This is a genomic window from Nocardiopsis valliformis DSM 45023 (assembly GCF_000340985.1).
Taxonomy (GTDB): Bacteria; Actinomycetota; Actinomycetes; order Streptosporangiales; family Streptosporangiaceae; genus Nocardiopsis; species Nocardiopsis exhalans.
In genome coordinates this window covers 27892-49961 of the sequence record NZ_ANAZ01000045.1, presented here as the reverse complement: position 1 = coordinate 49961, position 22070 = coordinate 27892, and the positions used below count along the sequence as shown (strand labels likewise).

Annotated in this window: 18 protein-coding genes; 9 read left to right on the top strand and 9 right to left on the bottom strand. The window is 71.2% G+C overall.

Annotated elements, in window-relative coordinates:
* Nucleotides 1–126: 126 nt before the first annotated feature.
* The 3 genes from D457_RS0128450 to D457_RS0128440 form a co-directional block, all read right to left on the bottom strand.
* On the bottom strand, nucleotides 127–1362 hold the full coding sequence (locus D457_RS0128450) for a M20 family metallopeptidase (protein WP_017584071.1): 1236 nt from the start codon (nucleotides 1360–1362) through the stop codon (nucleotides 127–129).
* 27 nt (nucleotides 1363–1389) lie between these two features.
* Nucleotides 1390–2562, bottom strand: coding sequence for a glutamate--cysteine ligase (locus D457_RS0128445; protein WP_017584070.1), 1173 nt, complete (start codon nucleotides 2560–2562; stop codon nucleotides 1390–1392).
* A 173-nt stretch (nucleotides 2563–2735) separates the two neighbouring features.
* On the bottom strand, nucleotides 2736–3854 hold the full coding sequence (locus D457_RS0128440) for a YihY/virulence factor BrkB family protein (protein ID WP_026117121.1): 1119 nt from the start codon (nucleotides 3852–3854) through the stop codon (nucleotides 2736–2738).
* Nucleotides 3855–4001: 147 nt separating this feature from the next.
* Here D457_RS0128440 and D457_RS0128435 point away from each other — a divergent pair, with 147 nt between their 5' ends.
* Both D457_RS0128435 and D457_RS0128430 read left to right on the top strand, forming a co-directional pair.
* Nucleotides 4002–5120 (top strand): galactokinase family protein, encoded by a 1119-nt coding sequence (locus D457_RS0128435; RefSeq protein ID WP_017584069.1) that lies wholly within the window; start codon nucleotides 4002–4004, stop codon nucleotides 5118–5120.
* A 182-nt stretch (nucleotides 5121–5302) separates the two neighbouring features.
* A complete protein-coding gene (locus tag D457_RS0128430; RefSeq protein WP_026117120.1) occupies nucleotides 5303–6556 on the top strand; it encodes an LCP family protein in 1254 nt (417 codons plus the stop codon).
* A gap of 559 nt (nucleotides 6557–7115) precedes the next feature.
* On the opposite strand, the gene D457_RS0128425 is transcribed toward D457_RS0128430, so the two are convergent.
* Complete coding sequence (locus D457_RS0128425; RefSeq protein ID WP_017584067.1) at nucleotides 7116–8333, bottom strand: NADP-dependent isocitrate dehydrogenase; 1218 nt, start codon at nucleotides 8331–8333, stop codon at nucleotides 7116–7118.
* A 182-nt stretch (nucleotides 8334–8515) separates the two neighbouring features.
* Nucleotides 8516–8896 carry a DUF3017 domain-containing protein gene (locus D457_RS0128420; RefSeq protein WP_017584066.1) on the bottom strand — a complete coding sequence of 127 codons (381 nt, stop codon included), beginning with the start codon at nucleotides 8894–8896 and terminating at the stop codon, nucleotides 8516–8518.
* Nucleotides 8897–9423: 527 nt separating this feature from the next.
* Between D457_RS0128420 and D457_RS0128415 the strand changes: the two genes are divergently transcribed.
* Nucleotides 9424–10029, top strand: coding sequence for an FHA domain-containing protein (locus tag D457_RS0128415; RefSeq protein ID WP_017584065.1), 606 nt, complete (start codon nucleotides 9424–9426; stop codon nucleotides 10027–10029).
* A 244-nt stretch (nucleotides 10030–10273) separates the two neighbouring features.
* Here the strand turns inward: D457_RS0128415 and D457_RS36000 are convergent, their stop codons facing one another.
* The 4 genes from D457_RS36000 to purN all read right to left on the bottom strand — a co-directional run bounded on the left by D457_RS36000 (nucleotide 10274) and on the right by purN (nucleotide 14089).
* Nucleotides 10274–10549 (bottom strand): hypothetical protein, encoded by a 276-nt coding sequence (locus D457_RS36000; protein WP_152514398.1) that lies wholly within the window; start codon nucleotides 10547–10549, stop codon nucleotides 10274–10276.
* A gap of 464 nt (nucleotides 10550–11013) precedes the next feature.
* Entirely contained in the window at nucleotides 11014–11874 is an 861-nt protein-coding gene (locus tag D457_RS0128410; protein WP_017584064.1) for a bifunctional methylenetetrahydrofolate dehydrogenase/methenyltetrahydrofolate cyclohydrolase, read from the bottom strand.
* A gap of 38 nt (nucleotides 11875–11912) precedes the next feature.
* The gene (purH, locus tag D457_RS0128405; protein ID WP_017584063.1) at nucleotides 11913–13481 is read right to left on the bottom strand and encodes a bifunctional phosphoribosylaminoimidazolecarboxamide formyltransferase/IMP cyclohydrolase; all 1569 of its coding nucleotides are present in this window, start codon (nucleotides 13479–13481) and stop codon (nucleotides 11913–11915) included.
* A complete protein-coding gene (gene purN, locus D457_RS0128400) occupies nucleotides 13478–14089 on the bottom strand; it encodes a phosphoribosylglycinamide formyltransferase (protein WP_017584062.1) in 612 nt (203 codons plus the stop codon). The genes purH and purN overlap by 4 nt, the downstream gene beginning before the upstream one ends.
* Nucleotides 14090–14420: 331 nt before the next feature.
* Here purN and D457_RS0128395 point away from each other — a divergent pair, with 331 nt between their 5' ends.
* The 6 genes from D457_RS0128395 (at nucleotide 14421) to D457_RS0128370 (ending at nucleotide 22009) form a co-directional block, all read left to right on the top strand.
* A complete protein-coding gene (locus tag D457_RS0128395; RefSeq protein WP_017584061.1) occupies nucleotides 14421–14813 on the top strand; it encodes a hypothetical protein in 393 nt (130 codons plus the stop codon).
* Between the two features lie 261 nt (nucleotides 14814–15074).
* Nucleotides 15075–16793, top strand: coding sequence for a chain length determinant family protein (locus D457_RS0128390; RefSeq protein WP_026117119.1), 1719 nt, complete (start codon nucleotides 15075–15077; stop codon nucleotides 16791–16793).
* A 47-nt stretch (nucleotides 16794–16840) separates the two neighbouring features.
* Nucleotides 16841–18214: a ligase gene (locus D457_RS0128385; protein WP_017584060.1), complete on the top strand. Its 1374-nt coding sequence runs from the start codon at nucleotides 16841–16843 to the stop codon at nucleotides 18212–18214.
* Nucleotides 18211–19437, top strand: coding sequence for a phosphotransferase (locus tag D457_RS0128380; protein ID WP_017584059.1), 1227 nt, complete (start codon nucleotides 18211–18213; stop codon nucleotides 19435–19437). The genes D457_RS0128385 and D457_RS0128380 overlap by 4 nt, the downstream gene beginning before the upstream one ends.
* Nucleotides 19438–19613: 176 nt before the next feature.
* Complete coding sequence (locus tag D457_RS0128375) at nucleotides 19614–20489, top strand: sulfotransferase family protein (protein ID WP_017584058.1); 876 nt, start codon at nucleotides 19614–19616, stop codon at nucleotides 20487–20489.
* Nucleotides 20459–22009 (top strand): lipopolysaccharide biosynthesis protein, encoded by a 1551-nt coding sequence (locus D457_RS0128370; RefSeq protein ID WP_026117118.1) that lies wholly within the window; start codon nucleotides 20459–20461, stop codon nucleotides 22007–22009. Before D457_RS0128375 ends, D457_RS0128370 begins: the two co-directional genes overlap by 31 nt.
* Nucleotides 22010–22070: the final 61 nt, after the last annotated feature.

The window sequence follows — 22070 nt, the reverse complement described above, 5'->3', positions numbered from 1 at the left end:
CGGGTGGTGAGGGCCCCCGACACGGCGACACGAAGTTACCGAAAATCCGGCAGAAGCCGCCGGTCAGCGTCGGGCCCCATCCATGTGGACGATCGGGCTGGAACCGCGGTCAGGCCGGGGTCGTGATCAGGCCAGTGCCTCGCTGTCCACCCGCATGCCCTCGGGGGTGTGCTCCCACAGCGCAGTGAGAGCGGTGGTCGCCATCAGGCGGGTGCCTACCCCGATCGCGCGCTCGTCCACGTCGAAGCTGCCCCGGTGCAGGTCCAGCATGGGCCCGCTCCAGTCCGGGGAGTGGGTTCCCAGCCGGGCCAGCGCACCGGGTGCGTGCTCCAGGTACCAGGCGAAGTCCTCCCCGCCCAGGCTCTGCGGGGTCGGCCCGACGGCGTCGGCCCCCAGGGCCGATGTGGCGGCCTCCCGCATGATGTCCACGCTGCGCGCCTCGTTGATGGTGGGCGGAACACCCCGGCGGTAGGTGACCTCGGCATCGGCGCCGTAGGCGGAGGCGACCGACTCCACCAGTCCCTTGAGGATGTCCGGGGCGGCGTGCCAGGCCTCGTCGTCCAGGCAGCGCACGGTGCCCTCGGCGACGGCGTCGTCCGGAATGACGTTGGGTGCCGAGCCCGCGCTGATCCGGCCCCACACCAGGCTGAACCCGGCCCGGGGGTCGATACGGCGGGAGAGCGCGGCGGGTAGTTCGGTGACGATCTTGCCGAGCGCGTAGACGAGGTCGGAGGTCAGGTGCGGGCGGGCGGTGTGCCCGCCCGGCCCGGACAGGCGCACCATGATCTGGTCGCAGGCGGCGGTGATGCCGCCGGTGCGCAGGCCCACCTTGCCCACGACCTGGCGGGGGTCGCAGTGCAGGGCGAAGATGCGGTCCACGCCGTCCATGCCGCCGGCCTTGACGACCTCCACCGCCCCGCCGGGAAGCTCCTCGGCGGGCTGAAAGAGGAGCCGGACGCGGCCCGGCAGGGCACCGGCGCGGTCCTGCTGGGCGAGGAAGATCCCCGTGGCCAGCAGGACCGTGGTGTGCACGTCGTGTCCGCAGGCGTGCGCGACGCCGGGGACGGTGGAACGGTAGGGGACGTCTTTCTCGTCGGTGAGGGGGAGCGCGTCGATGTCGGCGCGCAGGGCGACCGTGGGGCCGGGGCCGTCGCCGATGTCGCAGATCAGACCGGTGCCCTGGGGGAGGGTGCGGGGTTGCAGTCCGACCTGGCGTAGCCGTTCGGTCAGCCGGCCCGTGGTGCGGTGCTCGGCGAAGGCGAGCTCCGGGTGCATGTGCAGGTCCCGTCGAAAGCCCGTGAGCTCCCGCTCATGGCGCGCCAGAAAAGCGGTCAACTGTTCCGGCAGGTCACGTCCCTGCATGCGAGGGTCCCCTCTTCGTTACACGTCTTACCGCGCACCGGCTCCATCGCCGACGCCGACCGTCGCGCGGGTGGAATCGCCTTCGAACTCGGCGGAGAGCATGTCCACGACGTCTTCGAGCGATCCGCCTTCGGCGACGACCGCCCGCTGGCGCTCGTAGGAGGCGCCCTTGTCCAGGATCTCGGAGATCAGGTCCAGGTCCTCCGCGCAGCCCAGGCGGGCCGCGACCGGAGCCAGCTCGCGGACCAGCTCGTAGAGGTCGTCACGGATCGGAACTGTGGTTCCGTGCGAGTCCGTGATGACTCGAGCGTCGAGTCCGTAGCGGGTGGCCCGCCACTTGTTGTCCTTCACCACCCAGGACGGCGGGCTGGGCAAGCTGTACCCGCGGTCGAGCTGGTGATCGAACATCTCCACCAGACTCTGGGAGAGAGCGGCGGCCATTCCCACCTCGCGCAAGGTGGGAATGCCGTCAAACATCCGGATCTCTATGGTGCCGAAATCCGGGTGCGGACGGATGTCCCACCACACTTCCTTGATAGAGGCGATGGTACCTGCCCGGAGAAGGGTTTCGAGGTATTCCTCGAAAGCGGTCCAACCTGACAGGTTCGGCGGCGGCCCCGAGGTAGGGAGCGCACCGAAGACAATCGAGCGCGCGGAGGCCAGCCCGGTGTCGTGACCACCCCAAAATGGGCTAGAAGCACTCAAAGCCAGAAAATGTGGCAGATAGTTCGCGAGCGCGTTCACAATCGGAATGGCCTTCTCCTGGCCGCGCACCCCCACGTGGACGTGAACGCCGCAGGTCAGGATGCGTCGGGCCAGCCACTGCATCTGGTCGACCAGCTCGCCGTAGCGCTTTCCGGGGCTGAGCTCCTGGTCACGCCAGTCGTCTATCGGGTGGGTTCCCGAACAGGTCAGGGTGGTGCCGCGGGGTTCGAGCACCTCGCGCATCCGGGCGACGCTGCGACCGAGATCACCCTTGGCCTCCTCCACCGTCTCGCAGATCCCGGTCACCACCTCCACCTGGGACTGCATCAGTTCGTGCCGCAGCGGGGGGACCGCCGCCTCACTGCTGAGATCGGGGAGTGCGGCGAGGAGTTGCCGCGCCTCCTGCCGGAGATGGCGACTGCCGCGGTCGACGAGTTGGAGTTCCCACTCGACCCCGAGCGTCGCTCGTTCGGACGTTGTGAATGCGATTCCCATCTGCCCTCCAGGTATGGGACGGCCGTTGTGGCCGACGCACCGCTGCCCCGGCGAAACCGGCCATCCGGGACAGGGGAGGACTACCCACCCCACACCGCGCGCATACGGAAGGAACCCTCAGTAAAAAACGAATTCTTTCCGGCCGCTTTTCACTTCGACGGTTGGCTGGTCTGTCAGCCGGCCCTTCGGGATTTCGACCGGTTCCGGAGGGCGAACGCCGCGCCCGCCGCCGCGATCACCGCCCCCACCAGTGACAACCCCAGGGCGAGCACCCGGCGGGCCAGGCGCTGCTCGGCCAGGTCCTCCTCGCGCGGGCGCAGCACGGGGGTCGGACGTGTCCAGTCCATCCCGTTCTGCTCCGGCAGCGGCAGAGTCCCGGTGTAGGGCGGCAGCACCGGCAGCCAGGTGGCCGTCCAGGCGGCGCTGAACATGACCACGCGCATCACCAGGTTGATCCACACCAGCAGGCCCACCAGCACCGCGAAGGACGCGTAGACCGGGTTGGTGAGCGTGCCCGCCAGCAGCTGCGCGGCGAGGTTCTTGAGGATCTCGAATCCCACCGCGCCCAGCAGCGCTCCCTTCCACATCATGCCCGTCGGCCGCCCCGCCCCCGACAACAGCGCGAAGACCAGCAGGAACAGGCACATGTTCACGGCGATGGCGATCACCAGGGCCAGGGCGCGCAGCGACAGGTTGGCCACCAAGGACCCCTCAAGGCCCACCAGGGACAGCAGCCAGACCGTGGCGGTCTGCATGACGCTGGTGAAGGTGACGGTGAACAGCAGGGCCGACCCCAGGCCGATCATGACCAGCAGGTCGACCAGTTTGCGCAGCACGAAGTTGGGGCCCTGTTTGAGGCTCTTCAACCAGATCGTGTGCAGGGCCTCGCGCAGCGCCGAGACCGAGTTCAGGCCCGCGTACAGCAGACCCAGCAGGCCCAGCACGCTCGCGCCCACCCGGGCGTCCGCGATCTGATCCATGGGCAGCTGCTGGGAGAGCCCGGGCAGCACCTCGTCCAGCGCCTCCTCCAGGTAGGTGGTGAGCTCCACTTGCCTGGCTGCCAAGAAGCCGACGACCGCGAAGGCCAGCGCCAGCAGTGGGAAGAAGGACAGGAACGCGAAGTAGGTGACCGCCCCCGCCAACTGACTGCCGTTGCGGTCCGAGTAACGCTCACCGGCCCGCACCAGGTGGTCGAAGAACGGGCGGCGGCGCCGCAGCTCCCAGAAGCCATCCATCGCCACGTTCTGGTAGTGCTGGGCCGCGTCCTTGGCCCGGTCAAGCACTCCGGCCATAACCAACCCCCGTCACACCAATGAGTCCGTAACCCTAGCTTCGCCGATCCCACCTGAGGAAAACCCCACGCCCGGCCGGTACCGAAGTGACGGCAAACTTGAGATCGGTGTTCACCGGGGAGACCGCGAGAAGACAGGGGACGGCACGTGGGGGTCATCGGGGCGCGGGTGCGCGCGGTGCTGGGGACACGGACCGGGGGGCCAGTCGGGGACTGGCCGGAGGCGCCCGACGACGAAGCCCTGCGCTCGGCGTACGCGGGACTCTTCGGGGCAGTACCCGAGGGCCTGTGGCACGCGCCGGGGCGGCTCGCACTCATGGGCGAGCACACCGCGGCCAGCGGCGGAGCGGCCCTGTACGCGGCGCTGCCCTGGGGGGTGACGGCGGCGGCCGGCACCACGGCGGACGGACACGTGCGCGTGGCGACGCCCAGCGGCCCGCTGAGCGATCGGGGCCGGCCAGCCCTCGCGGTGGCCGGGGCCGTGGCCCACGCGCGCGAGAAGGGCCTCCTGGGCGCGGGGAGCGGTCTTCGGGTGGTGCTCGGCTCCGACCTGCCCGAACACGCCTCCCTGGGCCACTCGGCTGCGGTCGGCGCGGCGGTGTCCCTGGCGCTGGCCGATCTTGCCGGGGCCGACCGCCCCACCGGGAGCACCGTCGACCAGAGCGTGGCCCTGGACGCCCGCGCCGGGCACGCCGTCCGGGTGAACCTGGCCAGCGGCCGGACCACCGTGCTGCCGTTCGACCTCGCGGCGGCGGAACTGCGGTTGGTCGTGCTGGAGACCGGGGCGCTCCCCCGGCGGGACCCGCGCCCGGTCCGCGCCGCCGAGCTGGACCGGGCCCAGGACGTCCTGGGCCCGCTGCGCGCCGTCCAGGATCTGCCCGGGGCGCTGCGCCGCCTGCAGAACCCCGTCCTGCGCAGCCGGGTGGAGTACGCCGTCACCGAGGTGCACCGGCTCAACGCCGCGGTCGGTCTGCTGCGCACGGAGCGGACGGCGGAGACTGGGCCGATCCTGTCCGCCTCACACCTGTCCCTGCGCCGCTTCGGCCTTGCGCTGCCCTCCGTCGACCTGGCGGTGGAGACCGCGGCGCTCGCCGGGGCCCGGGGCAGTCGGATGACCGGGTGGGCGGGGACCGCCTTCGCACTGGTCGCCGAGGACCGGGCGGACGACCTGACCGCGGCGGTACGGAGCGCGTTCGCGGCGAAGGGGTGGCCCGAGCCCCGCATGCGGGCCGCGCTGCCGTCCGGCGGAGCGTCCCGCCTGCGCTGAGGCCCCTCCCCTCGCCTCCCCACCTCTGAGCCACCACCGAGAACCCCTGGCCCGCAGGCTTCCGGGGTGACGGCCCACGGGCGCCGGAGGAGATCGGAGCGAACCCGACTACTCTGTCAGCGATCACAAGGGACATAAGACACACGCACAGGACACGCGGCGCGGAGCAGATAGGCGATTCGATGGCTGATCGACGGCACCGGGGAGAGCCCGGCTCGACCGGTGAACACAACAGAGGGGGTGTGTTCCGCCGCGGCGGCGGCCCCGGCAAGCCGGACGAGTTCGAGAAGCTCTACCGCTCCCGTGAGTCCGAGCAGCGGGTCGTGGGCGAGACCCGGCGGATCCCCCCGGCCGACCAGGTGCCCCCGCACCGTCCCCAGAAGCGCCGCACCCACAGCGCCGGGCGGGAGTACGACGGCCGCGGCCACCAGCGCCGCGCGCAGCAGCGCCGTAGGAAGACGGCCCGGAACGCGCTGATCATCGCGCTGGTCCTGCTCCTGGTGATCCCCGGCGGCTTCTACCTCTGGGCGGACTCGCGGCTGGAGCGGGTCGACGCCCTCCAGGACTACGAGGGACGCCCGGACCGACAGCCCGGGACCACCTACATGATCGTCGGCTCCGACAGCCGTGAGGGCCTGGACGACGACCAGATCCGGGAGCTGGCCACCGGCCGCGCCGAGGGCCGCCGCACCGACACGATCATGGTGCTGTACATGCCCCGCGACGGCGACCCCACGATCGTCAGCGTGCCGCGTGACTCCTACGTCCCCATGGCGATCCCCGGCTACGCGGACAACAAGATCAACACCGCCTTCGCCGACTCCGTGTGCGGCACCGGCGAGGACGGCGAGGAGGTCTGCGGCGGTCCGGGCCCGCTCGTGCAGAGCTTCGAGCAGGCCTCGGGCGTGCGGATCGACCACTACGTGGAGATCGGCATGGGCGGCTTCGTCGACCTGGTCGACGCGGTCGGCGGCGTGGAGCTGTGCCCGGAGGAGCCGATGGTGGACCCGAAGGCGGGCCTGGACATCGAGGCGGGCTGCCAGGAGATGGACGGCGGCACCGCGCTGGGCTACGTGCGCACCCGCGCCACCCCGCGCGCGGACCTGGACCGCATCCAGCGCCAGCGCGAGTTCTTCTCCGCGCTGATCCAGGAGGCCAGCGCCCCCTCCACGATGTTCAACCCCTTCAAGTCCGTGCCGCTGGTGGTCGCGGGCACCGACACGTTCATGGTCGACGAGGGCGACAAGCTGCGTCACCTGGCCAGCATGCTGATGGCGATGCGCGGCGGCACCGCGACCACCGCCGTGCCGGTCGGGAGCACTCCGACACTCGACGGCGTGGGTTCAGTCGTGGTGTGGGACGAGGCCAGGTCGGAGCAGATGTTCGCGGCCATGCGCGAGGGCGAGCCTATCCCCGAGGAAGCCATGCAGGACTGATCTCTCCCGAGATCCCTCGGACAGTCCCCGAGACCCTGGAGCCCCCTGGCAAGAGCGAAGGGCCCGTCACCGGAGTGACGGGCCCTTCTTCGTGACGTTCCGTACTGTGCGCGCCTACCCCCCAGCGGGCGCACGGCCGGCACGTCGGCTCGTGGTGGCCGAGGGGCTCGAAACCCGCTCTGGCCTGCCGGTTCTCACCGGCGTGTCTCCACAATAGGTCAAAGTTCGCGAAAGGTGCGAATCGTGTTCACGTGTCCTACGTCGCACCCATCCCGGAAGGACCCTCTCCGGCTCTGCCATCCTCCCACCGCTGACCCTCCGATGGGGGCCGAACACGAGAAACACGCCGAGGAACTTCTGCCGGACCGAAGCCCCGAACCCCCGCGAACAGCGCCTTTCGCGCTTCTCACCCCGGTCAGCGACCCCCGGAGACGAAAGAACCCGGGCGCCCCTCACGGGGACGCCCGGGCGTGGTCAAGGTCTCACCTCGGCTGTCGGCTCATGACCGCCGGGGCGAGCCCCCGGCCAGGGTTCGAGGACCCCGGCCGGGCGCGAGGACCTAGGCCAGACGCTTGCTCAGGTTCTCGTCCAGAGCGGCGAGGAACTCCTCCGTGGTCAGCCACTCCTGCTCGGAGCCGACCAGCAGAGCGAGATCCTTGGTCATCTGACCGCCCTCGACGGTCTTGATGACGACGTCCTCGAGGGTCTGCGCGAACTCGACGACCGCCGGGGTGTTGTCCAGCTTGCCCCGGTGCTCCAGACCGCGGGTCCACGCGTAGATGGAGGCGATCGGGTTGGTCGAGGTGGGCTTGCCCTGCTGGTGCTGGCGGTAGTGACGGGTCACGGTGCCGTGGGCGGCCTCGGCCTCGACGGTGCTGCCATCCGCGGTACGCAGGACCGAGGTCATCAGACCGAGCGAGCCGTAGCCCTGCGCGACGGTGTCGGACTGGACGTCACCGTCGTAGTTCTTGCAGGCCCAGACGTAGCCGCCGTCCCACTTGAGCGCGGCGGCGACCATGTCGTCGATCAGGCGGTGCTCGTAGGTGATGCCCGCGGCGGCGAACTTCTCCTTGAACTCGGCCTCGAAGATCTCCTCGAACACGTCCTTGAACATGCCGTCGTAGGCCTTGAGGATGGTGTTCTTGGTGGACATATAGACCGGGTAGTTCCGGTCCAGGCCGTAGTTCAGGCTGGCCCGCGCGAAGTCCTCGATGGACTTGCGGTAGTTGTACATGCCCATCGCGACGCCGCCCTCTTCGGGGAACTCCGCGACCTCGAACTCGACCGGCTGGCTGCCGTCGGCCGGGGTGTAGGTCATGGTGACCGTACCGGGGCCGGGCACCTTGAAGTCGGTGGCCTTGTACTGGTCGCCGTGGGCGTGACGGCCGATGATGACCGGCTTGGTCCAGCCCGGCACCAGCCGCGGCACGTTCTCACAGATGATGGGCTCACGGAAGACGACGCCGCCGAGGATGTTGCGGATGGTGCCGTTGGGCGACCGCCACATCTTCTTGAGGCCGAACTCCTCGACACGGGCCTCGTCGGGGGTGATGGTGGCGCACTTGACGCCGACGCCGTACTTCTTGATGGCGTGCGCGGCGTCAATGGTGACCTGGTCATCGGTGCGGTCGCGCTCTTCGATACCCAGGTCGTAGTACTTGAGGTCGATGTCGAGGTACGGAAGGATCAAACGGTCCTTGATGAAGGACCAGATGATCCGGGTCATCTCGTCGCCGTCGAGCTCGACTACGGGGTTTTCGACCTTGATCTTGGCCATGGCTGTGTGGCTGTCCCTTCAGTCTTCGCTACCGCCTCGTGCGGCGGAGAACCGGGGCCGGTTCGTGGCCGGTCCAGTCTCCGCGCGCGCGGCAATCCCCTGATCCCGCCCGGTGTCCGTGCTGCCCGGGGAGGCGGTGCTTGTCGGTGTCGCAGTATCTCGACATCAAGCTTATTCGACGCCTAGGCGGAGAGTTGCGGCGCCACCCAGGCCAACACGATCAGGAGGAGTGCGAGGGACACCAGAGTGAGCAGATCGACCCAGCGCCGACGTACCGCCAGCAGGCCGATCCAGTCCTTGGGCAGGAACAACCTGAAGGTGGCCGCGAGCAGCAGCGCGCCCGCGATGATCGCCGGACCGCGCTTGAAGTAGGCCGCGGCCACGACCACGATCCCCGCCGCCAGCGCTGACAGCACCAGGGCATAGGGCACCTGGGAAAGCCAGTACGGCACTCTCCTGCGACCTTCGGGCACACTGCCCGATGCCTTCTCCGGCTTCTCCGGGTCACCGTCCGGGTTCTTCCCGTCCGACTCCGCCACCTCAGCCTGCTCCGCGTCGTCCACCGCGTCCCGACCTGTTCGCTTCCGAATTGCTTGGCCGCCGCGCGGCTCGTTCTGACGGCCTCTCCCCGGGCGTCTGGCACAGACCGGCCACCAGTCGGGAGAGCGCTGTCCGAAACCGAACAGCACTCCAGTGTGGCTCATGTTCCTGGTGGCTCCGGCCGCCCCGCACGAACAGGGGCACCTTCATCCTGGAGAGACCCCGCTCATTGTAGTGAACGGCACAGCCGAAGCCCCAGGGCTCACGGAAACGGACTTGTCTCCCTGGGGGACACCCGTGACCGTTTCCTACTTCCGGTTCGGTCACAGAGCCGTATTTCCACGTCTTATCCGCCTAACTCCGAAGTAAGCGCGTAGAACACGTATCAGCCGGGTAACCAAAGTGGAGATGAGTGCACCGGTGAGCGAGGACCACCCCCATGAAGCCCACTCGACGTGTCGACCGAACGGCCACCCCCCGACAGCCGCACCTCCCCCACCGCCGAACGCACCCCCACCGACCGCGCCCCACCAGCCCGGGAGGAGTCTCCGTGGACGGTCCCTATCTACGGCTGGAGGAGACCGGGGACGTCCGCCCGCTCCCCGAAGAAATCACCACGATCGGCCGCGGTGAGGGCGCCGACATACGGCTGAACGACCCCAGCGTGTCCCAGCTGCACGCCGAACTGGTCCGCCGCGGACCCTACGTCTACGTGGTGGACCTGGGCCTGTCCCGCAACGGCACCCGCGTCAACGGCCGCCCCATCGCCCGCCGCGTGCTCGAGGAGGGCGACGTCATGAGCTTCGGCAACGCGCGCTGTCGAATCGGCGGCCTGCCCAGCGAGCAGCTCAGCCCGGACATCGAGCTCCGCCGCGGCGCCGCTCCCGAACTCACCCGCCGAGAACTGGACGTGCTCACCGCCCTGTGCCAGCCCGCCCTGTCCGAAGAGGCCTTCGTCGCACCCGCCACCGCCCGCGACATCGCCGAGGCCCTGGTGGTCACCGAAGCAGCGGTCAAACAGCACCTGCTGCGGCTCTACCAGAAGTTCCGCATCCCCGAGGGGCAGAACCGCCGCACCCGCCTGGCCAACGAAGTGGTCGCCCTGGGCCTGGTCCGCCCCATGCCCGTCACCGGCTCCTCCCGTCGCGCCAGCTGAACCCGCCGCGCGCCAGCCGCACCCGACGGAACGGCCAAGGGCGGTCAGCCGCCCCCGGGACGGTTTCGCGCGGGCTCGCACGTGGTTGGGTGGACACCGAGTGTGCCTCGAGTGCGCCCGCTCCCACCCCCGGAGCGACGCCCCTCTCCTGAAGGAGCCCACAGGTGAAAGACCTGACCCCAGACGACACCGAAAGCATCGAACGGTACCGCCCGCCAGGCAGGTTGGGAGCCGGCAGGAAGGGTCAGGAGACACCGGCACCGGCGGGTACCCGGACGGCTGCGCCCACCGGGTGGCCGCAGCCCCCGGTAACCGTCGGGACCCCGGCAGCCGCGCCGACGGACTGGCCCCAACCACCGCAGAACCAGCAGCCCCCGGCGGCCGCACCGACGGACTGGCCCCAGCCACCGAGCCAGGAACAGCAGGCACCCGCCTCGACGGGAACCCCGTCAACCGCGCCGACCGACTGGCCCCAGCCGCCGCAGGGGCAGCAGTTCCCGGCGCTGACGGAAACCTCCACGGCCGCACCCGCCGCATGGCCGCAGCCCCCGAGCTCGGATCAGGGGACACCGGCGAACGTAGGAGTCCAGTCGGCCGCGCCCTCGGCCTGGCCCCAGCCGCCCGGCCAGGATCAGCGGCCGACCCCGCCCTCCGATCAACCCCGACCGGCGGCGGAGCCTCCCTCGCTCTCGTCCCTGTTCGGCGGCCTCCTCGGTCCCGATGGGGCCGGCAATCAGCCTCGGAATCCCTCGCCCGCACCCCCGAACCGGGGGTCCGGGCACTCCAGCGGAAGCGAGTCGGCGCTCGACGCCGTCCGCAAGGCCCGCGAGGCCAAGGAGCAGCGGGAGAGGGACGAGGCAGACCGCCCGTGGTGGAAACGGCGGTAGCCCGACCCCGACCGGGGTCCCACACCTTCCCCGAAGACGCCCGGTGCCCGGGTCCGCTCGTCGAGGAGCGGACCCGGGCACCGAGGGGATCAGGCGGTCAGACCAGCAGACCGGCCTGGCGTTCGGCTGCCTCGACCACGTTGACCAGGAGCATGGCCCGGGTCATCGGGCCCACGCCGCCGGGGTTGGGGGACATGTGTCCCGCGACCTCGGGGACGTCCAGGGCGACGTCGCCGACCAGGCCGTCGTCAGTGCGCGACACACCCACGTCCAGCACCGCGGCGCCCGGCTTGACCATGTCCTTGGTGATCAGGCCCGGCACGCCCGCACCGGCGACGATGATGTCGGCCTTGCGGGTGTGCTCGGCCAGGTCACGGGTGCCGGTGTGGCACAGGGTGACGGTGGCGTTCTCCGAGCGGCGAGTCAGCAGCAGGCCGAGGGGACGGCCCACGGTGACACCGCGACCGACGACGACGACCTCCGCGCCCTTGATCGGCACGTCGTAGCGGTTGAGCAGCTCCACGATGCCGCGCGGGGTGCACGGCAGCGGGGCCTTCTCCATCAGGACGAGCTTGCCCAGGTTGACCGGCTGGAGGCCGTCGGCGTCCTTGTCCGGATCGATCAGCCCGAGCACCCGGTTCTCGTCCATGCCCTTGGGCAGCGGCAGCTGCACGATGTAGCCGGTGCAGGCCGGGTCCTCGTTGAGCTCGTGGACGGCCTGCTCCACCTGCTCCTGGGTGGCGTCGGCGGGCAGGTCGCGGCGGATGCTCGCGATGCCCACCTGGGCGCAGTCGCGGTGCTTGCCGCGCACGTAGGTGTGGCTGCCCGGGTCGTCACCGACCAGGACGGTGCCCAGACCCGGGGTGATCCCCTTGGCCTGCAGCTTGGCCACCCGCTCCGCCAGTTCTTCCTTGATGGCCTTGGCGGTGGCCTTTCCGTCCAGAACGATCGCGCTCATGCGTTGCTCCTCGCTGGCAGGGGTTGATGGAAGCCAGATCAGTGGAAGAAGTGGCGGGTGCCGGTGAGGTACATAGTGACCCCGGCGGCCTCGGCGGCGGCGATGACCTCGGCGTCGCGGACCGAACCACCGGGCTGAACGACGGCGCGCACCCCGGCCTTGGTCAGGATCTCCAGGCCGTCGGCGAACGGGAAGAAGGCGTCGCTGGCGGCCACCGAGCCCTTGACCCGCTCACCGGCGCGGGAGACCGCGAGTCCGGCGGAGTCAACCCGGTTGACCTGGCCCATGCCCACGCCCACGGTGGCGCCGTCGGCGGCCAGCAGGATGGCGTTGGACTTGACCGCGCGCACGGCCTTCCAGGCGAAGGCCAGGTCGGCGAGGACGGCCTCGTCGGCAGCCTCGCCGGTGGCCAACGTCCAGGTGGCGGGGTCATCGCCCTCGGCGTCGATGACGTCAGTCTCCTGGACCAGGAGGCCACCGCTGATCTGGCGGGTCTCCACGCGCGGGCCCTGAGCCGGGTCGGTGACGACCAGCAGGCGGATGTTCTTCTTCTTGGCGAGCGTCTCGACTGCTTCGGCGGTGAAGCCGGGGGCGACGACGACCTCGGTGAAGATCTCAGCGATCTGCACGGCCAACTCGGCGCCGACCTCGCGGTTGGTGGCGATCACGCCGCCGAACGCGGAGACCGGATCGCTGGCGTGCGCCTTGCGGTGGGCCTCGGCGTTGTCCGCACCCACGGCGATACCGCACGGGTTGGCGTGCTTGATGATGGCCACGCACGGCTCGTCGAAGTCGTAGGCCGCGCGCAGGGCGGCATCGGAGTCGACGTAGTTGTTGTAGGACATGGCCTTGCCGTGCAGCTGCTCGGCACCGGCCAGGCCGCCGCCTGCCGAGCCCGCTTCGGTGTACAGCGCGGCCTTCTGGTGCGGGTTCTCGCCGTAACGGAGCGCGGCCTCGCGGTCGTGCACGGAGGCGCGGAAGGCGGGCCAGCCGGTGGACTCGGCCTCGGCGTCGGGGGCGTAGGCGCCGGCGAACCAGTCCGCCACAGCGGCGTCGTAGGCGGCGGTGTGCTGGAAGGCCAGCCCGGCCAGGCGCTTGCGCTGCTCCAGGGTGAAGCCGCCGTCCCGGACGGCCTCGAGGGTGGCGTCGTAACCGGCGGGGTCGACCACGATCGCCACGCTGCCGTGGTTCTTGGCCGAGGCGCGCACCATCGCGGGGCCGCCGATGTCGATCTTCTCGATGCAGTCGGCCTCGGAGGCACCGGAGGCGACGGTGTCGGAGAAGGGGTAGAGGTTGACCACGACCAGGTCGAAGGGGGCGATGCCCAGCTCGTCGATCTTGGCGACGTGGTCAGGGTTGTTGCGGTCGGCAAGCAGACCCGCGTGTACGGAGGGGTGAAGGGTCTTGACCCGACCCTCCATGATCTCAGGGAAGCCCGTAACGTCCTCGACGGGAGTGACCGGGATCCCGGCCTCGGTGAGGCGGGCCGCGGTGGAGCCGGTGGAGACGATCTCCACCCCGGCCTCGGCCAGGCCGATGCCCAGCGCCTCCAGGCCGGTCTTGTCGTACACGCTGATCAACGCACGCCTGATGCCCTGCTGGGTCACCGGTTCTCCTTCATGTCGGTGCGGCCGAACCGCACATGCCTGCCGTCGATGCTCCAGCCCTCGCGGGCGAGGCGGCCGACCGTGTCGACCAGCATTCGCCGCTCCACGACCTTGATCCGCTCGTGGAGGCTGGACTCGTCGTCGCCGTCCTCGACGGGTACCGCAACCTGGTCGATGATCGGACCGGAGTCGACGCCCTCGTCGAGGAAGTGGATGGTGGTGCCGGTGATGCGGACACCGTGGGCGAGCGCGTCACGCACGGCGTGCGCGCCGGGGAACGAGGGCAGCAGCGCCGGGTGGATGTTGACCGCCTGGTGGCGGCCGATCACCGCGGGTCCGAGGATGCGCATGAACCCGGCGGAGACCACCAGGTCGGGTTCGTGTTCGGCGATCCGGTCGGACATGGCAGTGTCCCAGGCCGACCTGTCGGAGAAGGAACGGAAAGGTACGACGAACGTGGGTACACCGGCCGCCCGGGCGACCTCGACACCGCGAGTTCCCTCGCGGTCCGTTCCCACTGCGACGATCTCGGCCCCGTAGCCGGGGTCCTTCGCGGCTTCCATCAGGGCGGCCATGTTGCTGCCCGTCCCCGATATGAGAACCACCACTCGCGCGGACAAAGCGTGCTTCTCCCTCATGTGTAGAAGAACGGTGCGGGGATTTGGGTCCCCACTCCCGGGGGCGCCGGGGGACGGCGCAGCATCCGGGTTTCGCGTACGCCTGGTACAGACGCCAGGCCTGGGCCTACTCGGCCCGTCCGCGTTCCCACCCTATCGGGCCGGGTAGCGTCTACCTCACGCGGACCGGACCTTGCCCGCCTCCCCCAGAAGGCTTCGCCAGGAGGGTGCGGCCCCGCGTCACCAACACCACCCGTTCCGCTCCAGGCAGAGCGGACCACGGCGCCCCACCGTGCGAGGGCGTCCCCGAAGGAGTGAACCTGTGACCGACAACAGCCCGGAGCCCCGTGCCGACGGCCAGCCGCCCAAGGTCGAACGAGGAGGCCTGTGGGGACTGTTCCTCGGCCTGGCGGGCCTGTTGTTCCCGCCCTACGGTGTCGTGCTGTCCGTGTTCGGCGTGGTCCAGGGTTTCCGCGCCCGACGCGCCGCCCGTACGCACCGTTCACAGGCTCCGGGCGCGCTGCTGAGCGTGGCCCTGGGCGTGATCGGGATCGTGGTGTCGTCGATCATGATCACGGTGCTGTTCGCCTACCAGGACGAGGTCACCGAGTTCCGCGACTGCTCCGCGAGAGCGCACACGGTGTCCACCCAGAAGGAGTGCGACACCGCCTGGGAGTCGGGCACCGGCCTGCCCCCGGTGGTCATCGGAGCCTAGAGGCCGCACGGGAGCCGAGGAGCCAACCGGTCGGCCCGAGCCGGCACAGGAGCTTCGACACGCTGAGTGAGGGGGTGGCGGGAGGGATCCCGCCGCCCCCTTCGGCGTGCCCGGTACGGCCTCAGCCGTCATCGCCGGTTTCCGGACAGCCCTCCCGGGGAAAAGGGTTGTTTCTCAAACCACCAGGCACAGCCAAAGGGATTACACTTAGTATGCAATCGTTCACTAAAAGTGCTGTCATGTCTGCGTGGAGAGGACCCGATGGACATCGACGTCCCCGGCTCGTCCGGACCGGAACTGAAGGAGTACACCGCGCTGCTGAGGCGCCGCTGGCGTCTGGTGGGCGCCGGGGTGCTCGGCGGGTTGGTTCTCGCCACCGCCGGGGTGCTCGCCGTTCCGTCGACCTACACGTCCGTCGCGGCCGTGCAGGTCCATCCGACCGGGATGGCCGAGTTCACCGGGGAGCGGTCCGGGCGCCTGACCGGCGACGTCAACCTCGACAGCGAGGCCCAGGTGGTGCTCTCCGAACGGGTCACCGCCCAAATGGCTGAGGCGCTCCCGGGCGACCCCGCCCCCGCCGACCTGCGCGAGCGGATCGACGTCACCGTCCCCTCCAACAGCAACATCCTCGAACTCCACTACTCCGCCCGCTCCCCCGAGGCGGCCCAGGAGGGCGCCGACGCCCTCGCCGCCTCCTACTTGGAGAACCGGGGCGAGCAGGCCCGGGCCGTCATCAGCGGCCGGTTGGCGGCCCTGCGCGAGGAACAGGAAGGGCTCTACGAACGGCTGTCCGACCTGGCCGCTGAGAACGCCGCCGCGCAGGGGGCGGAGCGGATCAGCGCCGATGCCCAGGCCGACGCGCTGCGCCAGGAGATCGGTGACCTGGGTAACGGCATCAGCCCGCTGAGCGCACTCCACGAGACGGTCTCCCCCGGCCAGGTCATCACCCCCGCCGGCCTGCCCGGATCCCCCTCATCCCCGCTTCCTCCGCTGTGGCTGGTCGCGGGCGCGACCCTCGGCCTGATCGCCGGGCTCCTGGCCGCCCTGGTCCGCGACCGCCTGGACCCGCGCCTGCACGACACCGAGGACACCGCCCGGATCGGCACGGTGCCGGTACTGCTGGACCTGTCCGCGCCGAGTAAGCGCACCGGTCGCTCTCCTGACCGCTCCCCCGGTCTGCTCACCGACACCGAGCCCGACGGCCAGCGCGCCAACGGATTCGCGCACCTGGTCCGCGCACGCCTGGCCGACCAGCCCCCGGCCACGGCCCCCGGCAGCGCCCCTGCCGGTGAAGCCGACCCCGACGAGCCCGGCCCCGGCCACGTGATCGTGGTCGCCGGGACCACCCCGGGGCGTGCGGGCACCGCCGCCGCCGTGAACCTGGCCGCCGCACTGGCCCGGACCGGCTCCGAGACCCTGTTGGTCTGCGCGGACCCGCGCACCGGCACCGCCGCCGAACTCCTCGGGCTGACCGAGGGCCCGGGCCTGGCCGAGGTCTTGGTGGACGGTGAGGACCCCACCCAGCTGGAGGTCCGCCCCGCCGACGTCCCCCGCCTGCGGGTGCTGCGCCACGGGAAGCCCGGTACCGCCGCCCCGATCCAGGGCGGCGCCGCCGAACTGGTGGAGTTGCTGCGCCCGCACGCGGAGTTCGTGGTGATCGCCGCCGCCGCCGTCAACGAGCGCGCCGACGCCCACGCCCTGGCCGCCTCCGCCGACGTCCTGCTGCCCGTGGTGGAACTGGGCCTGAGCCGCCGCGCGGACCTGACCGGGACGGTCACCGCCGGGGAGCGCTTCGGGGTCACCGTTCCGGGGGCGATCACCGTCCCGCGCCAGCCGGACCCCGGCCCCGCCCCGTCGGCCCCGCTGCCCGTGCCGCCCGCGCCCCGGCTCCCCAGTGAGGCCGAGGCCGGGTCCGACTCCGGTGCCGGGAGGACCTCGAAGCCGAACCACGCCGAGGTGCCCGCCGGGTCGCGGCGTTGACCGGCCCGGGGAAGGCCTTCCGGGGTACCTCCCCGCGGGGTTGGCACGTGGCAGACGGCTCCTGGGCGACCACGCCCAGGCAAGGGGCCGCGGTCACCGGCAGTCCGCTGATCTGGCTGCTGGCCGGATACCCGCTGTGGTGGGCGCTGGGCATGGGGCAGTTCGCCTACTGGCTGTTCGCCGTGCCCATGCTGGCCGAGCTGGTGCGCCGCCACCGGACAACGGGGCTGCGGGTGCCGCCCTACTTCTGGCTGTGGGGGCTGTTCGTCGTCTGGACGGTCCTGGGCCTGGCCCTGGTCCCGCTGGAGATGCCCGGGACGGTCCCGGACAGCGGCGGCTACGCGGGCGCGCTGCTGCGGGTGGTCAACTACCTGGTGCTGACCGTGCTGCTGCTGTACGTCGGCAACCTGACCGAGCGGGAGCTGCCGGTCCGGCTGGTGGTGTGGGCCCTGGCGGTGCTGTGCCTGGTCACGGTGGCCGGGGGCTACCTCGGGATGTTCGCGCCCCGGTTCGAGTTCACCGCACCGCTGGAGTACCTGGTCCCGGGTTCCCTGGCCGACGACCCCTACATGCACACCCTGATCCATCCGGCGTCCGCGCAGATCATGGACGTCTTCGGCGGGATCGACTCGGCCCGGCCCAAGGCCCCCTGGGAGTACACCAACGTCTGGGGCTACATGCTGTCCCTGCTGCTGATCTGGGTGGTGGTGGGCTGGGCGGTCCAGGGTTCGGGCTGGATCCGTCTGGGCGCCCTGGCCGCGGTCGCGCTGTCCGTGGTCCCGGTCGTGTACTCGCTGAACCGCGCGCTGTGGGCCGGACTGGCGCTGTCGCTGGCCTTCGGTGCGGCCCAGGCGCTGCGCCGGGGCCGGGTGGTCCTGGTCAGTACCGGAGCGCTGGCCGTGGTGGTGGTACTGATCGCGCTGGTGCTGTCACCGCTGGCCGACGTCGTGCAGGCCCGAGCGGACAACCCGCACAGCGACGACGGGCGGGCGGCGACCAACTCCGCCTCCGTCGAGGCCGCGAACCTGTCCCCAGTCAACGGCTGGGGCACCACCCGGGAGTCGCTGGGCAGCTCCGACTCCATCGCGATCGGTCCCACAGCCGAGTGCCCGGGCTGCGGACAGCACGTGATCGGCAACGCCGGTCAGCTGTGGATCACCCTCATCTCGAGCGGTTGGGTCGGCACCTTCCTGCTCTTCGCGTTCTTCGCGGCGGTGGCCTGGCGCTACCGGTCCGCGTCGACGGCGGTCGGGCAGGGCGCCCTGCTGACCGTCCTGCTTCTGTTCTGGTACATGTTCTTCTACGTCGCGCTGATGTCCCCCCTCGCCGTCACCATGATCGCCGTCGCCCTGCTCTGGCGCGTCGAGGAACCGGTGCTCGGCCGTCGGGTGACCGCGCGCACCGGCGGGGGTGCCTGGTGAACAGCGAGACCACCTATCTGACCGACCTCGCGGCCGTGCTGTGGCCCTGCGGGGGCCTGCTCGGGCCCGGCGACGGGGCGTTGCGGCGGACCGCCCGACGCAACCGGGGCAACCAGTACCTTCCGGTGCCCAACGCGCACAACCCGAGGGTGATCCTGCCCGCGCACAACCGCTCGGCGGCCACCCGCGGCATCACCTCTTTCGCCCAGGGCCACTCCCTACGCGAGCGGCTGCGAACCCTGCTGCTGACCGGCGCGTTCGCCACCGGGATCGCTCCGCTGCTGCTGCGCGACCGGCTGTACGTGGGCGCGGGACCGGGGATCGAGCACGCGCTCGCCACCGCACTGGACCGCGAACTGTCCATCGCGATCCACGTGGGACCGCCGCGCGCTAACCGCAAGCCGGTCCTGCTGCTGCTCACTCCGGGCGGGCGCACCATCGGCTACGCCAAGGTCGCCATCAACGATCTCACCTCCCGTCTGGTCCACGCCGAGACCCGGGCGCTGCGCCACCTCGCCGGGGCCCGGCTGCGGGACGTGACCGTGCCGCGGCTGCTCTACGACGGCGAATGGAACGGCCACCCGCTGCTCGTACAGGAGGCGCTGCCGGTCGGTGACCAGACGGACCGGCCCACCCGGCACCAGCTGCTGCGCTGCGTCACCCAGATCGTGGGACTGGCGCGGGTGCGCGAGCGCAGACTCTCGGCGAGCCCCTACCGCAGATCCCTGGACGAGCGCATCGCCAAGCTCGGCGCCCGCCCCGAGGCCGCTCCGCTGCGTGCCGCACTGCACCGCCTCCCGGACGTGTCGCTGCCCTTCGGGGCCTGGCACGGGGACCTGACCAGGTGGAACATCGCCAGCACCGCGCGCAGGGCCTTCGTGTGGGACTGGGAGCGGCTCGCCATGGACGCGCCCGCGGGGTTCGACGCCCTGCACTACGACCTCAACGAGGCCGTGCAGGCCGGGGTCCACCCGGGCGTGCACCGCTGGCTGGACAGCGGTTCCCGACTGCTGCGCGACCCGCTGATGGCCGAGAGCGGTCTGCGGGAGCACGTCGTCTCCACCGTGATGGCGCTGTACCTGATCGACCTCGCCACCCGCTACCTCCAGGACCGCCAGGCCGAGAACGGCGGCGGTTTCGCCGCCGTCGACGACTGGCTGCTGCCCGCGCTGGAAGGGCTTCAGGAGAGAGCGGCCCACGAGGCCACCCACATCACCGGCTGAACGCCGCACCGCCGTACCGCACCCCACCGCGCCGGGCCGTCCCGCCGCACACCGCCGGGTCCCCGCCACGAAGGGGATCCCGCAGCCCATCGGGTCCCCACCACGAAGGGGATCCGCAACCCACCGGACCCCCGCCACGAAGGGGATCCCGCCGACGCACTTCGAAGGAGCTCGCGATGCCCCGGGCCACCTCGCCCCTGAACCGTCTGGCCGTCCCGGCCAGGCGTGCCCTGCTCCCCCTCGCCGACGGCCTGGGCGGGCTGACCAGCTCCGCCCGCGCCCTGCCCGACTTCCTCATCTGCGGGGCCCAGCGCTCCGGCACCACCTCGCTGTTCAAGGCCCTGTCCCAGCACCCGGCGGCGACCGGCCCGGTGCTGCGCAAGGGGGTCCACTACTTCGACACCGGGTACCAGCACGGGCTCACCTGGTACCGCTCGCACTTCCCGCTGCGTGCCACCCTGCGCGCGCGGTGGGGACGGCCCCGGGTCCGGGTCTTCGAGTCCAGCCCCTACTACCTGTTCCACCCGCTGGCCGCCGAGCGGATCGCCCGAGAGCTGCCCCAGGCGCGGATCGTGGTGATCCTGCGCGACCCAGTCGAGCGGGCCTACTCCGCGCACGCCCACGAGACCGCGCGGGGTTTCGAGACCGAACCGTTCGGGCGTGCGCTCGACCTGGAGGACAAACGGCTGTCCGGGACCGAGGAACGGCTGGTGGCGGACCCCGCCCACCACTCGCACTCCCACCAGCACCACGGCTACGTGGCCCGGGGGCGCTACGTCGACCAGCTGGTCCGGATGGAGCGGGCCGTGGGACGCGAGCGCATGCACGTGGTGGACTACGCGGACCTGTTCGGCGGCGGCCCCGCGGCGCTGGAGGGGATCATGCGCTTCCTCGACCTGCCGCCGGACCCGCGGACCACCCTGGGGCGGCACAACGCCCGTAAGCGCTCGGTGCTACCGGAGTCCCTGCGCGCCGAACTCACCTCGCGGTTCGCGGACAGCGACGCCCGCCTCGCCGCCTGGTGGGGCCGCACCCCCTCGTGGTGCCAGTGACCCCGACCGAGGCCCGACCGGACAGCGGCCTGCGCCGGGTCCTACGCGGCGGGGTGGTCAACATGGCGGGCGCAGTGGTGAGCGCGGCGCTCAACCTCGCGCTGATCATCGCGATCACCCGGGCGTTCTCGCAGGAGACAGCCGGGCTGCTGTTCTCGGCGACGTCGGTGTTCCTGATCATGGCGGCGGTGGCCAACCTCGGCGCCCCGGACGGGCTGGTGTACTTCATCGCCCGGATGCGGGTCTTCGGCCGCCACGGCGGGGTCCCGGCGCTGCTGCGGCTGGCGCTGGGCCCCGCCGTGCTGGCGGCCTGCCTGGTCTCGGTGCTGTTGGTGGTCTTCGCCCGACCTCTGGCGGACGCCCTGGGCCCGGAGGAAGCCACCACCTACCTGCGGATCCTGGCGCTCTTCCTACCGTTCGCGGTGCTCACGGACTCCGCGTTGGCGGCCACCCGCGCCCACCACGACATGTCGGTGACCGTCCTGATCGACAAGGTGGGCCGCCCGCTGGCGCAGCTGGGCCTGGTGGCGATGATCGCGCTCAGCGGTTCGGCCGGGCTGCTCGCCCTGGCCTGGGCCGGGCCCTACCTGCCCGCCGCGGTGCTGGCCTGGTTCTGGCTGGGCCGGATCGTGCGCCGGGCGGCCCCCGAGGAGCCGCGCGAATCCGCTGACGCGCCCGTGACCGCGCCCGCCGGTACTCTCGCCGAGGAGGAGCGGGTCACCCCGGCCGGGTTCTGGTCGTTCTCGCTGCCCCGCGCCCTGGGCGGGGTCGCCCAGATGGGTGTGCAGCGCGGCGGTGTGGTGATGGTGGCCCTGCTCAACGGGCTGACCGGCGCGGCTGTCTTCACCGCGGCCACCCGGATCATGGTCGTCGGGCAGTTCGGCACCCAGGCCGTGCTCTACGCGGCCCAGCCTCGGTTCGCCGAGCTCCTGGCCGCCCGCGATCACGCGGCCGTGCGCGCGCTCTACCAGGCGGGGACGTCCTGGCTGGTCTGCCTGACCTGGCCGCTGTACCTGTCCGCGCTGGTGTTCGCGCCCGAGGTGATGAAGCTGTTCGGGGCCGAGTACTCGACCGGGGCGATGGCACTGGTCATCGTGTGCACGGGCCAGCTGGCCGCCCAGGTGCTGGGGATGGGCGACCTCATCCTCACCATGACCGGGCGCACCGGGCTGAACCTGCTCAACAACGTGATGTCACTGCTGGCCAACGTGGCGGTGTGCGTACTGCTGGTGCCCTCGCACGGCGCGGCGGGCGCGGCGGTGGCCCTGGTGGCCGCCGTCCTGGTCCGCAAGCTCCTCCCCCTGTGGCAGCTGCGTTCCCTGGTCCTGCTGCACCCCTTCAGCAGTCCCGTGCTGATCGCGACCGGCAGCGCGCTGGTGTGGTTCGGCGCCCTGCCGCTACTGCTGGACGCGGTGACCGGCGGCGGGCTCCCGGTCCTGGCCGCCGCCGTACTGGCGGGCGCGGGCGGGCACCTGTACACGGTCTGGCGCACACGCGCGCACCTTCAACTCCGGAGGTGACCGAACTCCGGCCGTCACCGCGCGTCGCCTTCCCCGCCGGGCTCCCCGCGCTCACGATTGA

Excerpts from the sequence above, each read along its gene's own strand:
- D457_RS0128445 (WP_017584070.1), bottom strand. The coding sequence starts at position 2,562 with ATGGGAATCGCATTCACAACGTCCGAACGAGCGACGCTCGGGGTCGAG.
- D457_RS0128440 (WP_026117121.1), bottom strand. The coding sequence starts at position 3,854 with ATGGCCGGAGTGCTTGACCGGGCCAAGGACGCGGCCCAGCACTACCAG.
- D457_RS0128430 (WP_026117120.1), top strand. The coding sequence starts at position 5,303 with ATGGCTGATCGACGGCACCGGGGAGAGCCCGGCTCGACCGGTGAACAC.
- D457_RS0128375 (WP_017584058.1), top strand. The coding sequence starts at position 19,614 with ATGCCCCGGGCCACCTCGCCCCTGAACCGTCTGGCCGTCCCGGCCAGG.
- D457_RS0128425 (WP_017584067.1), bottom strand. The coding sequence starts at position 8,333 with ATGGCCAAGATCAAGGTCGAAAACCCCGTAGTCGAGCTCGACGGCGAC.
- D457_RS0128390 (WP_026117119.1), top strand. The coding sequence starts at position 15,075 with ATGGACATCGACGTCCCCGGCTCGTCCGGACCGGAACTGAAGGAGTAC.
- D457_RS0128450 (WP_017584071.1), bottom strand. The coding sequence starts at position 1,362 with ATGCAGGGACGTGACCTGCCGGAACAGTTGACCGCTTTTCTGGCGCGC.
- D457_RS0128410 (WP_017584064.1), bottom strand. The coding sequence starts at position 11,874 with ATGAGCGCGATCGTTCTGGACGGAAAGGCCACCGCCAAGGCCATCAAG.